General features: G+C 34.4%; 8 protein-coding genes. All 8 read right to left on the bottom strand.

All coding sequences use genetic code 11. The features are described from left to right. Positions 1–43: 43 nt before the first annotated feature. The 8 genes from Q5760_RS10175 to Q5760_RS10140 all read right to left on the bottom strand — a co-directional run bounded on the left by Q5760_RS10175 (position 44) and on the right by Q5760_RS10140 (position 17816). Positions 44–3205 carry a DEAD/DEAH box helicase gene (locus Q5760_RS10175; RefSeq protein ID WP_428912069.1) on the bottom strand — a complete coding sequence of 1054 codons (3162 nt, stop codon included), beginning with the start codon at positions 3203–3205 and terminating at the stop codon, positions 44–46. Positions 3206–3262: 57 nt separating this feature from the next. Further along, positions 3263–5770, bottom strand: a complete 2508-nt coding sequence (gene pglZ / locus Q5760_RS10170) for a BREX-1 system phosphatase PglZ type A (RefSeq protein WP_428912068.1) — start codon at positions 5768–5770, stop codon at positions 3263–3265. 157 nt (positions 5771–5927) lie between these two features. Continuing rightward, positions 5928–9416 carry a BREX-1 system adenine-specific DNA-methyltransferase PglX gene (pglX, locus tag Q5760_RS10165; RefSeq protein ID WP_428912067.1) on the bottom strand — a complete coding sequence of 1163 codons (3489 nt, stop codon included), beginning with the start codon at positions 9414–9416 and terminating at the stop codon, positions 5928–5930. Between the two features lie 87 nt (positions 9417–9503). Further along, a complete protein-coding gene (gene pglX / locus Q5760_RS10160) occupies positions 9504–11609 on the bottom strand; it encodes a BREX-1 system adenine-specific DNA-methyltransferase PglX (RefSeq protein WP_428912066.1) in 2106 nt (701 codons plus the stop codon). Further along, positions 11606–13024, bottom strand: a complete 1419-nt coding sequence (gene pglX, locus Q5760_RS10155) for a BREX-1 system adenine-specific DNA-methyltransferase PglX (protein WP_428912065.1) — start codon at positions 13022–13024, stop codon at positions 11606–11608. The genes pglX (Q5760_RS10160) and pglX (Q5760_RS10155) overlap by 4 nt, the downstream gene beginning before the upstream one ends. Before the next feature lie 51 nt (positions 13025–13075). Next, positions 13076–16651: a BREX system P-loop protein BrxC gene (gene brxC / locus Q5760_RS10150; protein WP_428912064.1), complete on the bottom strand. Its 3576-nt coding sequence runs from the start codon at positions 16649–16651 to the stop codon at positions 13076–13078. Between the two features lie 14 nt (positions 16652–16665). Beyond that, positions 16666–17211 (bottom strand): DUF1788 domain-containing protein, encoded by a 546-nt coding sequence (locus Q5760_RS10145; protein ID WP_428912063.1) that lies wholly within the window; start codon positions 17209–17211, stop codon positions 16666–16668. An 11-nt stretch (positions 17212–17222) separates the two neighbouring features. Continuing rightward, complete coding sequence (locus Q5760_RS10140) at positions 17223–17816, bottom strand: DUF1819 family protein (protein WP_428912062.1); 594 nt, start codon at positions 17814–17816, stop codon at positions 17223–17225. Positions 17817–18012: the final 196 nt, after the last annotated feature.

Raw genomic sequence — 18012 nt, 5'->3', positions numbered from 1 at the left:
ACTCCCGAACATGAACAGTTACATCAACACACGAATCGATCAGTTATAGTAATTTTAATGAATTTTCTTCTCTTATTTCATTGTTTTCAATCACATATATATAAACTAGTTTTTCAATGCCAAGATAATCTTCGTGACGGAGGTTTTGTAAAAGCTCTGGTAAAGAATCCGTTACAATAATAAAACGTGTTTCACCCTTCGTACCTTCACTGGTAAAATCAACAAGTCCAAAAGCATCTCTCTTTTGGATATTGAGTCTCCCATGTTGATATTCATATTCTTTTACTAGTTTAAATACATCATCAGGGATTATTCTGCCTATCTGTGCAATAGGCTCTAGGATCATTTGGGCGATTTGCTTAATTGGTTGTAATTGTATACTGCGCTCTCGTTCAATATCATCTAAACGCTCACGGCTTCGTTCCTCTAGGTCTTCAATTTGAGTATAAGTTTGATTAATTAAAGCACTGTTTTTGTAATCGATATTGGTTTGTTCATACTGAAATAAACGATTCTGAAGAGTAATCATTTGTTCATCAAAAGATTTTCGTAAATACACACTCTTTTTGTTCACATAATCATCTCTCTTCATTTGAACCCCTTGCAATAGTCGCCGAGCTTGCATAATGGCCTCTCTTTTGAAGGTTGAATCTTCTGTACCATCTGTGTCTATCACTTCAAATGGCTCAGTAAACAAACAGTATGGATCAATTTGAATCCATTCCCCTGATTCCCGTTTTCCTAAAAGCATGAGAGAACGCTCCAGTTCCCTTCCCGTACCATCCACTATACTGACTTGATCTAATTCAACAGTCACTCGCTCGTTTACATTCGCTTTAACACGGCAAACAGGAATGGAAACTTGCTGAATTTCGGTTCCACCCAATTCTAAAGCTAGTTTATAAAGTGGGTGATCATTTTGTAATAATGGTGTTTCTTCTGTTTCTTTCCGGGGATCTAAGGCAAAGCGTATCGACTCATCCATTTTCAATGGGATCCGTCGCTTTTTTGTTAATTCGCGGATATTTTTCGGAAAACGGTCAATTCTCCCTGTTGTCTCATCAGATGAAAGATGGAGACGGATTCGCGTTTCTTCAAACTGAGTAACGACAAATTCACCATATACTCTTGATGGCAAACTATTAATGGATAGCTCTTGGTATGCTCTTCTCATTCCCGGTAAGTCAAAACTTTGCTCATCCATCCTCTCCTGATTGGCTAATTCCAATAGCCTTTTATGTTCTTCTGAGAGCGTTTTATCCATACGCGCAATGAGTTCATCTAAGTGCTCCCTACCACTTACCGCTTCCTCCATTAAGTCTGAGAGATCCACACCTTGTTCCTTTAATACATCTCCAATAAAGTCATATACTTGCTCTTGCCCTAAATCATTTCGCATCAGTTCCATTTTCTCAAGTAGGCGAACCAATACATCTCCTTCTCGTGTATTGGAGGCAACTAAGTTAAAAATAAACACTTCATTTTTCTGTCCAATCCGATGGATACGGCCCATTCTTTGTTCCAGTCGGTTTGGATTCCAAGGGATATCATAATTAATCATCTGGTTACAAAACTGCAAGTTGATTGATTCCCCACCAGCATCTGTAGCCAACATAATTTGTAGGTCATTACGAAACTTTTCTACCTCCATGCGCCGCTGATCCATCGAGAAGTTTCCGACTATTTTAGCTACCTCTGGTACGAATGCCAGTAGCTTCTTTTCTAAGTAATACAGAGTATCCTTTGATTCGGTAAAAATTAAGATCTTTTCTCCTTTTGCTAAAAGCCCGTTTCTTCCAAAAAGAGTTTGTTCGAGTTCAATGTATTTTCGTTCTACATCTTGCTGACGGATCCCATTTGCTTTCTCTACTAAACGGCCTAGTACATCAATTTCAAGCTGCAACTCTTCTAAATTAAGTGTGTCTGTTTCCCCTTCTAACTGCATTTCCAGCTCTTCTTGTTCATCTGCAGATAGTTCTTCGAAATCATCAGTTTCAACTTGCTGAATTTGTTGCTGATTTAATAATACATCCTCAAGTTTCTCTTTTCGACGTACTAGTGAAAGATAAATAGCGTCCAATGACGAACTTAAACGGCGTTGCAAAATCATCATTGCAAAAGCTACATTTGGTTTATTATTCTGTTTGGCTCGATTAAAATGTTCTCGAACATATTCAGTGACTTCTTCATACAATTCCTGCTCTTCAACACTCAATTCAAATGAAATGGTTTTAGTCGTACGTTTAGGAAAGAGTGGCGTTCCATCAAAATTCAACATAGACTCTTTTAACCTACGAATCACAAAAGGATTACTCTTCTCATACATAGAGTCCCCACTATTGAGACGAGAAAAGATATCATGATCGACCAAACTCATTAAATGGCGAAAGTTCTCCTTATCCCCTTTATGTGGGGTCGCTGTGAGTAATAAACAATGATCTGTATGTCGCAATAGGGCCTCGCCTAGTTGATACATCTTTGTACGCTGAATCTTTTTCTTTTTTACACCATGAGTATAAGCTGCCATTTTATGAGCCTCATCCACAATGACAAGATCAAATTGAGATTTTAAAATGAGTGATTTAATTTCTTCTCTTGATGCCCAATAAACAGAAGCAATGATTTTATCATAAGCCTCGAACGGATTAATTTCATTGGAAGTGTTCAAGACAGATCGAGTTACAATCGTAAAGTCTTCACCAAATTTTTCTTTTAACTCTTCCTGCCATTGCTTTAATACAAGGGGTGGAACAAGGATAAGAATCCGTTCTGCACTCTGTCTTGCCAATAATTCTCGAATCAACATCCCGGACATAATGGTCTTACCCGCTCCCGGATCATCAGCTAGTAAGAATCGCACCTGTGGAGATTGAAGCATCCGACTATAAACCGCTTCAATTTGATGGGGCAACGGGATGATCTTTTTATTCCCTCTTGCTCTTGATTGTGAATACCTCTCATCTGTTTTCAAAATATAGTACTGAAGATAATGTTGCAGGCGTTCCTGATTAAAAGAAGAACCCTCCTGCTGAATCTTTTCTAGTTGCTCTAACTGGTATTGCTCTAGATAGCGATCATAGTATTTATTTGTATTCCTACCGATTGATTCAACTAAATATAGATCATCATCAATTTGCTCACAATTTTTAATTTCAATTATTTCAGGCCAAAAAGGTCCTTTTATGATTTCTCCTACTTTTAACATCTATTTGCCTCCTTCCTAAAAAACCTGCCAAGCTCTTTTGCAAGACAGGTTCTCTCTTTAAAACAATGCTTCGTACATTCGAATCGTAAATGTTTCTTCTTTATAAAAGTCTATACTCTTTTCTTGTACAGTTTCAATCTTTAACGTACAAACTTGTCCCATCGTGTAATAGGCTTCTGCTAGATTAAAGATAAGCTTTTCTGTACGGTCCGAATTCTCTCCTGTTAAGTTAAAAGTATAGTCAATTTCATTTGAAATCCGTTCGTTGTCTATATAAAAAGCTGCCTTAATTTTACGTGGAAGGTACTCATTAGAAATACTTTCTTCTTGATAAAAAGTGACAGGCACACGGAAATTTGTGATGACTTTATCTAACATAGCAACACTTACACCTACTATTTCGGCTCGATCCGTACGGCGATAATCAATAAGTGGGATGATTCTTTCTTGTGGCATAGCACCACCGTGGATAAATTGTAATCCGCCACCGCCAGTAAAACGGTTAATTCCTTTTGCTAATACCGTTTCTACTTCTGTTAATTCTGATTGTGCTTCACTTAGTTTAACAGCCCCTTCTGGAATAGAGAGACCTTGTCCCAATGCAAATCGGCGGTTACTGTCAATGATGTTTCCTGTTACGGCTTCAATTTTTACATCAGCCTCTATTTTAGGGTATTGGAACAAGAAACCATGATCAGCTGTGATAAAGATTCGTTTTGCCTGCAATCGTGAAAGTCGATCAATCGTCCGTTCTAAATCCTGTATTGCTTTCTCCGCTGCTGCATACGTATCTCGCTCTGATTTCTTTGAATCCCCTACAGCATCAATCACATCATGATATAAATACACAAGTCGTTTCCCTTTAAACTTTGCATCCGCCTCTGTTTGAGTCCAATTATCAAATTCTTCCCAACGATAAGCAATCGCATCTTGATTGACCTTTTGTAAAATCTTTATCCGGTTTGCTGTACCGTTTGTCGGTTCACCATCCGCATAGACTATTTTATTTTCACCTAGAGTCAAGTTACGATGTGGTAGTAAAGAAGCCATTCCTAACTGGGTGTACGTCGGAAGACTAGCAAGCATTGGTGAAATGCTAGCTTCACCGTTAATCCGTCCATTTAGGCGCTCACAAAGCTCAAAACCAACCTCATACCGAAGTGCGTCTGAAATGATGACAAATATCCTTGTCGATTCCTTATCTAAGATGGGTTGTATCGTTCTTTTAAAGAAGCTACTCTGTAAAGGAATCTTTGATTGCTGCTCGTTAGCAAGAACATAATTTGTTTCATCAGCTATTTTTCGTAAATAGACATTTTCATACCAATTCGTAAGAACTTCTGCTATCGGCTCTACACATTCTCTTTGCTGGAGTCTCGTATAGGCTTGCATAAAGTGACGATAAGTCTGATCAATACAATGAAGACTGGCTATATATTGTCCATACAATTCTTCACGTGTATCATATTGAGTTAAGAATTCTTTGTAATCAGTTAATCGTACAGCTTCCAATAATGTACGATACAACCCGGCTATTTTGGGTTTACCTCCCCAGTGAGTGCTTAATCGATTAGAAATCCTTTCTATCCAAGCTTCAAAATGAATGGTCTTATGCTGTAATTCATCTGTTACTTTTTCAATATGTAACAGATCAATAAGTGGAAATGTTGTTACTTTATCAAACTGCTCCACAGATATTTCCTGTAAATGAGATCTTAAATTAAAACTATTTTCCAAGTTTCTTATGTATTCTTCCACTACTTCAACTTCGTCTGCATTCCCACGCATCCAGTCATCAATAAATAAAGCACAAATATTTGCCCGTACAGTCGAATACTTTTCATCCAATGCTTTAATATTAACTGCTGCATCCCTAGAAAAATGAGCATATAAAAATTGTTCCATTAAGTATCGTAGTTTTCTCTGTTCATCTGAAAGACGCAATCCAAAATACTGTTCTAATAACTCCCACATCCGCTCAATTGAGAACAACTTACTAATTTTCCTATAAGTACTATTTTGATCCTCTTCCAAACCATCAAGCAAGAGGTGCTTTGTAATATGAGAAATATTGGAGGATGGAGCGCTTGTTAGAACAGCAAGTAATGCCGTTTCAATTTCTTCCTCTTTAGGCGAAGGGTTAACTACTTTCTTTAACCTTTCTCTCCGTTCCTTGCTATTAAAAAACGCTGGGTAACGGTTAACGACTGTACGTAATATAATATCTTTTACTCCTAATTGTTCAGACCATATGGCAATTTGATCTGCTTTAAATTCAGATCCGTATAAAAGAATATCTAATAAAAAATTCTCTTCATCAGAAGGCCTTGAAAAAGGGGCATACAATAAATAAGACCTTTTAGGATACTCGATTTCTATTTCAATTTTCAACTTAAAGAAATTATCCTCCGTTATCTCACGTACCGTTACATCCTCATCTACTAATAATTCCGTTAACGACTCTACCGTTTCTTGTCCAGATGAATCATACCAAAAAACAATAGCACGTTCTTTCTTATTTTTCTCCTCGCAAATCCGCTCACGGACCATTTCAATTACATCCATTTTTTCACCTCGGTTAAACTGCGGCTATCACATTTCTAAATATAAGTCTATTCTACCAAATCAAAAGTCATTTGCCGAAAAATATAAAATACCCACCGTCATCCGCATCGTAAAAGCGACGGTGAGTACTGATCTTCTGAAAGTAATAAGTAACCTTTTATTTAATCTTTGCCAGCACTTTATCAAATTTTGCGTAATTTACCTTCACACCATCATCCAAGTCAATGTCAATCTGGGCATTGGCATATTCAGCCAGTTTTTTATCAAAATCAAGCAATTCATCCAAACGTTTTTGGAAGGCAGTTTTCCGTTTTTCAAGATCACGCTTCTCAGTAGCACTTAAATTTGGATTCACAATACGCAAATCAATGGCTGCAATTTCATTGTTATACTTTTCTTGGATTTCTTGAAGATGTTCAAAACGAATAGTTGCCATTGTATCAGGTTGATAACGGTGCATGTAAATAAGTGTACGTAATCCTTTTTGTTTTCCTGAATCAACAAGCCAATATATAGGACGTTTTTGATATAATTGACAATGGTCTTTATAAAACTCATCCATGAAATATCTACGTAAACGTTCTTCTGCTGTTTCATTTCGTTTTAATTCAAGGGATTCAGCAAGCCATTGTAAGTTTTCTTCAACAGTTTCTTCTCCAAATGTTACAGATAAGAATTCGCGCAAACGAGCTATAATGTCATTTTCAAAATAATGTTCATCGGATAATTGAATTAATCCAAATTTATTGGGAATAAATGCCTTATATTTCGAATCATCCCAGCTACCACCTGCATAAACAATACCATCTATATCTAACGAATAACGTCCCATTAAGTTACCAATAAAATAGGACAAGAATGATTTTATATCAGTTTTCCTATCAGATTTGTTTAAAGTAATAGCTTCATCAGCTACATAAGGATTCATTTCTTCATTCATCCCATAAAGATTAATAAAAATAGCATTCAGTGTCTCTTCATTCTTTTTCATATTTATGAATTGTCTATTCACAATTTCACACCAGTTATTATATGACTGTTCTATAGTATAAAAGTTATTTTTATTCAGTAATATAAAATGTTTTTTAAAGTTCCAAGAAAACTCAGAAGAATCCCAGTCAATTTTACTAATCAATATGTTCTCTTCCACTATCCTTCTAATATTAGATATTTCTTCTTTATCCTTTGGTAGTATTATCGGTAATTTTTTCATATCGCCAACCAAATAATGAAAGGATTGGTTAATTAAAGAAAAAATAAAATCAGTTAATTTAGTATTTAATAAACCGAGTAATAATAAATTATCATCGATATTGAAAACAGTAGGTGCCTCAACATTAAATATAAAGCCTTTTGGGAGTATCCTACAACCAAAACTAAGATTTGAAGTATGTGACCAAGTAATCCCTTCTTTAAAGTATAAATGGGGACTCTTAATAATACCTGTTCCTTCATAATTTCTAATTGCTTCCCCGTTATTTAAGAAATTAACAACATAATCAAAATTTCCATACCACTTTCTAAATGCCCCTCCTTTAACTTGAGGGAACCACTTATAATTTGTTTCACTTGCTTCTTCTACACTATTAAAGTTAAATCCAATATTTTTAAAATCAACTTCATACCAATATCGTAAGAAAAGATCATTATTTCCAGTTTGGAGGCCACTTCTAGCTTCACCTATTTCTGATAAAGGTGTCCCTGTGGAAAAAACGGTAATTAATTGATTGCTTATCCAATAAGAAATTGGCGTTCCTGGTATTAATTTAAAATCTTCCTGTTTTCTTATTATATTTCTTCTACTTTCAAAAAACTTCCTTTCTTTTTCAGCTACACTTTCTACTTCCCCTTGTTTATCAATCAATCTTTTATAAGTAGCAAGGTAATTACTGACGTGGGAATTCCTAAGAACAAATGCTACTGTTCCAAAATCTGATCCAAAGACTCCCCTTCCAAAGTGAACCAGGTTCTGTATTTGAGTGTTAGATAGTAGATAATCTCTCAATGATTCATAACGAACTAAGAACATCCATGCAGGAATATTAATCATAGAAATATAACCATTACTTTTTGTTAGATTTAATGACCGTTCCATTAAAATCGTACTTAAATCACCTTTAGAATTAGGATATTTACTTTTCACAAACTTAGTAAGAACATTATTCATTCCTTTATTACCCATATAAGGTGGATTTGTTATTGTAACATCGTACTTGGAAGATAATACCTTTGCTTGCCTTAGTAAATACTGAAAAGTAGGCATTTGGTCATATATTCTAAAGTTCTCTAAAGATAACTGTGTATCCTCTATCTGTTCTATGCGATTTAAATATCTATCATAATTAACCTGTGGTAGTTGAAGAATTGCCCCAAAATTTTTCGCATCAATAAACGTATCAAGAATTTGTTTTACTTCTGTTTTTTCTGTATCATTTTTTCCAAGTAACTCTACAATTCCTTCTTTTTCAAATAGATTAGATTCTTGAATTGAATATATATTGATAGATACCTTTTTTCGGAAAATACGCCTTGATTTTTCCCGCGCTTTCATTAATATAGCAAATGATGCAAGTTGAGCCGCACGATCATCAATATCAAGTCCAAATAAATTATTCTCCAAAATTAACTGTGGTATGTCTGTACTAGAATACCCCGCCTCTTCATACATTTGATACAATAAGTCAAACGCATAAACAAGAATATGACCAGATCCAACGCATGGATCAATTATTGTAATTTCCTCTAAATTTACATTTTTATAACGAATCTCTTCTAATTTTTGTTTTACCTCTTTATTTTGTTCAGCAGGTTCAATATAATACCGCATTGATTCTTTTAACGAGGAATTAGGATTTGACTCAAGCCAGATTTTCCCCAACGAATTCTCTACCATGTATTGAACAATCCACTTTGGTGTAAATAGCTGCGTTGCTGCAGGAATGTCATATTTCTCTATCTTTTTATTCTTTTTTAAATTTGCGAACACTATATCTTTAGGCTCTGAATTGTAAAATTGATAAAGCCAACCGATAACTTCTACTTCTCTAAAACTATCTGTTAATTCCTCATTTGAAACTAAATTATTGATTACTGACTCAGTGTCTAATAAAAAATCCGGAAGTAATAATTCTGTATAGTCATGAATTTTTTCAAACATAAATGGTAAAATGTTATTAAGTGCGTTACATTGAGCTATAAACAGTTTTCTGTAAGCTTCTTCTGTTTCTCCTTGACGAATTAAATCTTTTATTGCTGCCAAGTCAATGTCTAAATCCATAGTTTCGAATTCGGACAAAATATCTGGCTCAACCTTACCTGTACTACTTGATAACACATTTACTCGCTCTGGCATATATTCGTTTACTTCCATAAAGCGTATAGCGATAATTCGGTTAAACCATGTATAAGCTACTTCCTCAATTAATTGTTCATAGCTTTTAATTTCTAATTGTTTTTTTAATGCCAGAAAAGCTGATTTTTTATCGAGTGAATATTGTTCACCATTTATAGCTAGTTGACCAAACTTTTCTTCTATTGTTAGTCCATTATTCTCATCAATGCCAAAGATTTTTGCTCGTAAAGCAACTTTTTCGAGTAAACCTCTACGAGCAGAAACAGCAAAGTTTTTTAACTCCGTTTTATTCATTTTTAATACCTCTCTTCAATAACTAAAGAAACATAAGTGTACTTGATATCTATCCTATTTAAATAAACAGGCCATAAGATCAAGCATTTACTTGATCTTTGCCAGCACTTTATCAAATTTTGCGTAATTCACTTTGACACCATCATCCAAATCAATCTCAATCTGTGCATTAGCATATTCAGCTAACTTTTTATCAAATTCAAGCAATTCATCTAAACGTTTTTGAAAAGCCGTTTTCCGCTTTTCAAGATCACGTTTCTCCGTTGCAGTTAAATTTGGATTCACTATACGTAAATCAATTGCAGAAATTTCATTGTTATACTTTGCTTGGATTTCTTGCAGATGTTCAAAACGAATCGTTGCCATTGTATCTGGTTGATAACGATGCATATATATAAGTGTACGCAATCCTTTTTGCTTTCCAGAATCAACGAGCCAATAAATTGGACGCTTTTGATACACTTGGCAGTGATCTTTAAAGAAATCGTCTAAGAAATAACGCCGTAAACGCTCTTCGGCTGATTCATTTCGTTTCAATTCAAGTGATTCAGCAAGCCATATTAAGTTTTCCTCAACGGTTTCTTTTCCAAATGTCACCGATAAGAATTCTCGTAAACGAGCTATAATATCATCTTCGAAATAGTGCTCGTCTGTTAATTGAATCAATCCAATTTTATTCGGTATAAATGTTTTATACTTCCAATCATCCCATTCCCCACCTGCATAAGCTAACCCTTTTATGTCTAATGTATAACGCCCTATTACACAACCAATAAAGTATGATAAAAATGATTTTGTATCACGTACTCGTTCCCCTCTATGGATAGTAATTTCTTCATCTGGTACTTCTGGTGATAATTCATCTTGTAATCCATATAAATCAATAAAAATACTATTTAACTCTATTTCATTGTTTTTTAATCGATTAAATTGAGTGTCTGTATTAACTAACCATCTATCAAAAGCGCTTGATAACAAATTACTATCTTCTCGATTATTTATAAGGGGGTGACCTTCAAAATCCCAAGAACTTTCAAAAGAATTCCAATCGCTTCTCGAAATACTTATACACTCTCTTGATAATTCAAGAATCTTGGGATTCTCAATATAAATAAATGGTAACTTTTTCATCACTCCAGAACTAAAGTTTAAAGTAGGATTGATGATATTGGTTAAGTGATTAGAAACCTTTGAATTTAATAAACCTAAGTATAATAATATTTCATGTTCAGAATTCACAAATATACTAGGAGCGCTAATATCAAATATAGTTCCTTTATCAAAGTATCTGGTACTTATTTTCATACTAGAAATTAAGGACCAAGAGATGTGTGGTCTAAAATAATACTCAGCATTCGGAGCAACCCCCATAGTAGATGCTTTAATGGTATTAATATACTCACTATATTCTCTTATTTCTTGACCATCATTTTGCCAATTTACAACATATTCTTTATTACCATACCATTTCCTATATGAACCGCCTTTGTTATAAGGAAACCATTTTAAATTGGATACTTTAGCTTTTGTCCTTGAATCAAAGTTGAAACCTATTTTACTAAAATCAGTTTCAAACCATAGTTTAAGAAATCTATTGTTATCTGAACTTTGTAGTCCAGATTTTATATCTACTATTTCTCCTAAAGACTTTGATAGTCTAAAAAGATCGAAAATCTTTTTAGAGGTCCAATAGGCTATAGGCATACCAGGTAAATCTTTGAAGTAGTTTGTTCCCGGAAAAAGAAAATGATTTTCTCTATTAAAGAATTGTGCCTCTTTCTCCCACCTCTTTGAATCATAATAATCAACCAATCGAATCCCTTTAAATTTCATGTCTAAAATGGATGATTTCCTTAATGAAACAGCAACTGTTTGTACTACTTTACCTATGATTCCTTCAAATGCTTCCATTCCAAGATGTAACACTGAATAGAAAGATAGTGTATTTAATAATTCTTTTCTAAGTGATTCATAAGAAGATAAAAACATCCAAGAATGCATAGTTACGTGCGAAATAAAACCGTTTTCCTTTGTAAAAGAATTGCATCTTTCGATAAAAACTGCGAATAGATCCGACTTAGAATTAGGAAACAATTTTTTTAAACGTTTTGTTAAATTGTTATTTAGTCCTTTTGTACCCATATATGGTGGATTCGTAATTGCAACATCATAGAGAGTAGTTAGTATAATCATTGTTTTAATAAATATTCGACTTCAGGCATTTGATGGTACACATAGTATGATTCAGTAGTTAATTGTTCTTCTCCAAGTGTTTGTATCTTTTCTAAGTATTTTTGATAATCTATATTTTTTGGGGGTTGAAGAATTGAACCAAAACTTCTCGCATCAATAAATGTCTCAAGAATCAATTGTATCTCTTTACGCTCTTCTTCATTCTTTCCTAGTAACTTAGAAATCCCCTCATTATCTAAATGATTAGATTCTCGAATCGAGAAAATATTCAACTTAAGTTTCTTGCGAAAAATTCGCCGTGATTTTTCCCGTGCTTTCATCATTAAAGCAAATGAAGCCAACTGTGTAGCTCGATTATCAATATCTAACCCAAATAAATTTCTTTCCAAAATAATTTGAGGTATATCACCACTAGGATACCCTATTTCTTCATACATTTGATATAGCAAGTCAAACGCATAAACAAGAATGTGACCAGATCCAACGCATGGATCAATTATTGTGATTTCCTCTAAGTTTACATTTTTATAACGAATTTCTTCTAATTTTTGTTTTGGCTCTTCGTCTTGCTCAGCAGGTTCTATGTAATATTTCATTAATTCTTTTATAGTTGACTCAGGATTTGCTTCTAACCATAACTGCCCCAACGAATTTTCTACCATATACTGGACAATCCATTTTGGTGTGAAAAGTTGTGTTGCTGCAGGAATATCATACTTCTCAATCTTTTTATTTTTTTTCAAGTTAGCAAATACTTCGTCTTTCGGCTCAGTGTTATAAAATTGATAAAGCCAACCGATGACTTCAACTTCTCTAAAGCTATCTGTTAAATCATTATTTGAAACTAATTTAGTAATAACTGACTCACTATCCAATAGAAAATCCGGAAGTAATAATTCAATATAGTCATGAATTTTTTCAAACATAAAAGGCAAGATTTCGTTTAGTGCATTACATTGAGCTATAAACAACTTTCGATAGGCATCCTCTGAATCTCCTTGACGAATTAAATCCTTAATCTTTGCTGAATCAATATCTAAACCCATCGTTTCAAATTCCGATAAAATATCAGGTTCAACTTTTCCAGTAGTACTCGATAATACATTTACTCTCTCAGGTAGATATTCGTTTACTTCCATATAACGTATGGCAATGATTCGGTTAAACCACGTATAAGCTACCTCTTCAACTAATTGTTCGTAGCCTTTTATTTCTAATTGTTTTTTTAATGCCAAAAATGCCGGTTTTTTATCGTTTGAATATGTTTCACCATTAATAGCTAGTTGACCAAACTTTTCTTCTATTATTAGACCGTTCTTCTCGTCAATACCAAAGATTTTTGCTCGTAAGGCCACTTTTTCGAGTAAATCCCTTCTAGCAGAAACCGCAAAGTTCCTTAACTCTGTTTTGTTCATCTTACTTAACTCCTTTATTAAGAGAAGCAGGCCTTACAGACCCGCTTCTGTTCAGTCAATTTCCAACTCCAACGTGTGGTCTTTTAATTCTTTTAATAAAGCAGAACGTAATTGATTAAGAGCATCATCTAAATCTTGTTGAGTCTCTATTTTATTTCGACCATTAAAAAACAACCGATACAAATCATTTGATCCAATACGCTTGCTTGACTTTTCCCTGATTACGACAGGTGGTTTTTTATCATCAGGTTTAACAAATGGTGGCTTTCTAAGCTCTTCCTCCAGATCTTTAGCTCTTTTTTCAATACGTGACGCAACTTCATTTAATTGTTGTAAAAGCGCACGAATGGTTACTAAGCTGCCTTCTGTTAAAATACTCGATTTGATTTGATCGAATGTATGATATTCCGTTTCAATATAATCCACAATGGACGGCATATTTTGATAATAGTCTTTTAGCTCAGTTAGGTTTGTTTCCATTTTCCCTACTTGTACCCCAATAGCCTGTCTTTGCTCATTTACCTCATTTTTAACACTTTCTTCTAACTGACTAGCTAATTGTGGAAGTCTTGGTATATCACGATATGGTTCTTGCTTCGTTAAAATGTCCGAAATTTGCTTTTTAATGAACTGAACATCTGTATTTTGGATAAGAGATAAATCTCTCTGATATCTTTCTAATATTTCAACCGCTTCATCAAAAACCGTAATGGGTGTTTTGTTGTAAAACCCTGTTAACTTCTCTAAAACTCCAAACCACTCATCAATATCATCTTCAGCATGAATGAATTCTGTAACCATCTGTTCGGGATCACGTATTTGTAAAAGCTTTTGGATCCCCATCGAAAGAGCGTTTATTTCTCTTTCTCCTGGATAAGGATAATTACGTGAATGTGAATTTTGGCGTTTTAAACGAATTTCTTCAAGGGGTGTTTGAAAACGTTCTTTCAACTCTGCCTCAATCGCATTTGCAAAATCTTGATACGTTTCTCCCGCTTCTGAGCGGCCAAAAAAGTCCCTCATCAATGAGATGAACTCTCTTCGTACCTTTGGATCTACATCAATTTCCGGGATCACTCGGATTTTTTCTCGTTCAGATACGCGAGCTAAACGGTCATAGAAATTAGAGTTCTCAGGAGTAAACTTATCATCCCCAAGATGCAGATTCACTTTTCCGGCATTCATATGAGCTAAAATTAAGCCGATAATGTCATACTCGCTCCAACCGTATGGCACAGCATGATACTTTTCAATAATCGCTTTGATTGATGGTTTTTCATGCATTCGAGCAACATCTTCAAAATAATCTTTCAGTTCATCAAAAGCTTTAATATTACCTGTCATTTGTAATAGGTCATTGCCAATCCCTTGTTCTGCAAGCCTTTTCCAATCCTCTTTATACGTCTTAAATGCAATTGGAACATCAATATAATCTAAGTATTTATACGTATTACTAATCAGCATGTCAAAAGCGCTATTTACTTGGTTCTCGAAGGAGCCTTTAAAAGAACGCTGTTGGCCTTGAATATAAAAATACGCTTTTTCACAAGCCTTTTTCAGTAATTCTTCCGCTTTTTGTTCAAATTCATCGACAGCAGCCAGCTTCGCATCATAAATACGATGTTGTGTTTGGGTCGTACTGTTATTCCGCTTTAGATTGACGTAGCGTTGTACTTGTTCAGAATACTTAATCGCATCCTCTGCTTCCGCTACTAATTCTTCATCCAAACAAATGACCATTTGTCCCGAATTGGCTTTTAAGGCTGCTTCCATATCAGACATATAAACCGAGAAAACTTGCATGGTTAATGGATGGGCCATATTTCCTTTTGAATAATTATCAAAGCGTTTATTAAAATCAAACTGGTCTTTTCGATAATTATATTTTGGTTTCGGATACATTTTTGTGAAGAATAAATCTCCCAATTGCTCTTTTATCTTTGTTGGGTTTACTTCAACACTTCTGATTTCTTTGTTAATTTCTTGTTCTTCATCAGATAAAAACGAATAGGTGCCATCTGCATGTTTTTCGATAAACATTGCTTGTTCAAGACGATTTAACGATTCTTTGATAGGGAGATCATTTTGATCATCATTTATCGTTTCTAAAAGAAGCGTAGCAATATTATTCGGTGTTGACTTGATTTCATCAATTCCTTTAATTAAATAAAGAACTTTTAACACAGAGATATCTTCAGGTAAAATATTTTCATTATTTCGCGCCCGATCCTCTGCCCTGCTGATTGTTCTTGTAATGGATGTTTCCAAGAAATGACGAATCGAAGGAAAGAACTCTGCCAATGTAACAAGATTCCCAATTTGTTCTTCCGCATTTAACTTTGCAGCTTCTTGGAACGCTTTTAGTAAAGAACGTTCACCATGAGCTAAGCTCGTTCCACCTTCACCATGTATCCGAATTTTGTTAAATACCTTTTGCAATAAATCAACTTGATAAGGAACAAATGGATAGAGAGCAGAAAATTCTTCCGCAGATCGATAACCTGAACGAAACTGTGTTGTATTCGGATCAAAAGATAAACGGTTTCGAACTAGTTGTTCAATCGGTTCATACGTCATTTTCAGTGTTTTATCAGCGGTATCTGTTTTTTCTAAGATACGTCGCTTAATAACCTCATCCGTATTTGCACTTGATAAGTTAATACGTGTAGCAAAACGTCCTTGAATTTTCGAAAAATCATTCGTACTGTGAATATTTGCAACGGCTTTAATCTTCTCTTGTGAAGTAACAATCACCCATGCTTGGCCCTTTGTCGCTCCACCAATATCTTCAACGACTGTCTGTAAATTAAGCATTAAGTTCACATCAGTTCCAATATACTGTCCGACTTCATCGACTAAAAAAATGAGACGATATTCTTTTCCACGATTGTTACAATACTCCGCAATTAATTGTGATAGTTTTTCCGAAGTCATGCTAAAAGTATTTTTACTAATTTCAAAAAAGCTATTAGCCGTTTCTTCATCATATCCAGTTTCAACAAGGGCTTGTACAATTTTCTTTCGACGTATGACAGCCTTTAACCGAAAATCTTCCCACTCTGAATTATATAGGCGCTGAATGTTGCTTTTGAATTCTTCATATTTTCCTTCTTCATCTAACTGACGTTCCATATCTGCTAGCCATAATGTATCCGAATAACCTAAATGGCGGTTAAATACACGTAGAAACACTTCTACAATACGTTCCTTGTTGGTTGCTCCCGAAGAAGACATCGAGTCAATGTTGAATAAGATAGCATCAGAATCTTTTCCATCCACTTCTTTCATCATTGAAATGAGCTTTCGATTATCCGTTTTGTCGATAAAGTACTCATACGGCTTTTTTCCATCCACTTCTTTGCCGTCAAGTAAGTAAGATAGGATTTTTAGAAAGTGTGACTTACCTGATCCAAAGAAGCCGCTTAGCCAAACCCCAATATCTTTAGTTGGAGTGTTGTAGACCGCCGAATAATTCTCATAAAACTTTTGAAAATACTCTGTTACCTCTTCTGTCATGACATACTCTTCAAGCTCAGTTTTAATCGTCTCATGATCAAGCTGACCTGCTTGAACGACGCCGTTGATTGGTCTAAATATATCTTTTTTGAATATATCTTTTACTTGCATCTCGTACTCCCCCTTTACGAAATTCTTGATAATTGATATTGATCTTCATTATGTAAAATGCCAAATAGTCTTAATTCTAAACCAGTAAAGTAACCAGGATAAAAAAGAACGATAGGTTTACGAAAAGCATGATTGGATAACTTTTTCAATAGCTGGCTAGATCTTAAAAGCGGATGTGCATTACCTACACCTGTAATAAAAACAATCTCTGCTTCATCTACTTGATCAATAAAAGACTCTACAATAACGTCTTGATCCTCTAAAACGGTTTGTAAAGCATGGACTAACTCTCTATAACCCTCTTCTTCACTAATTTCAATTAGTTCATCTAAGTCGTCTTCAAAAAGGCTGAGTAAGAATCGAAACAAATGAATTTCTTTAATATTTATGGTTGATCGTTTCAAAACACCTTCTACGTAGGTTCGAACGACTAATTCATCCTCCGCTGGATAATCGAATACATAATGCGGGATTTCACTGCCAATCCCTGTTGGTGTCGTAAATCCTTCCTCATTCACTCTTCTTTCCATTTGTTTTAAGCGTTCATATGTATCACTCATATCTTTTTCACCTACCTTAATTCGCTTAATACATAAAGTAGCGGATCATGTTCCTTTGCATAATTCTTTAGTTTATTGCTTATATGTAAGGGATTAATTTGAAATGTGTCTGTTCTTTCTTCCTGTAGCATTCCACTCTCTCTAAAGAACATTAAAATAGAACTTCGTAACCTTTTTTTGGTCTCCGACCGCCATCCTGCCACTTTTTCAGATTCTCCTTCTTTTCGTTCAATAAAAAATGTGACATCTATGTTTTGAATAAAAGGCTTGTTATTTTGAAAATTGTACAAAACAACCTCATTAAAAAATTCATACGGCAAACGGAAACATTTTAAATAGCTGTATAAAAGCAGTGCTTTTTGATCCAAACGGGAGCCATTCACATATAGTTTTGCCAAATCTGTACTAAAGGTCTCTGAACGGCGGTACACCATTTGAAATCGTTTCTTAATACTCGTTTCATTTCTCAATTGAAATAAATTCTTTTCAATAATTCTTTCAAGAATTTCACTTTTTGATAAGCCTTCAATCTTTAATGGAAGAACAATATTTATTTCATTTTGAAACCAGCCTTCGCTTGTAAAACTCGCTGAGTATTCAATCATTTAGTTTTCATGACTCCTTCCATTATTGGTGCATAATCACGTTGAAACATCTTAATATAGTTAATATAGGTAAATATTCTCATTATAAATTATAACAGTTAATGCAAAACAAAAGAAGGAAAGACTTGACATAAAAAAGCCCCCGATGATCGGAGACATAATGTTGAAAGTATTAATTTTTAAAGGAATAAATAAA

The sequence above is a fragment of the Niallia sp. Kr1 genome, from assembly GCF_050389805.1.
Classification (GTDB): Bacteria; Bacillota; Bacilli; order Bacillales; family Cytobacillaceae; genus Bacillus_BD.
The sequence above is the reverse complement of the archived record's forward strand: the minus strand, read 5'-3'. Positions and strand labels throughout refer to the sequence as shown.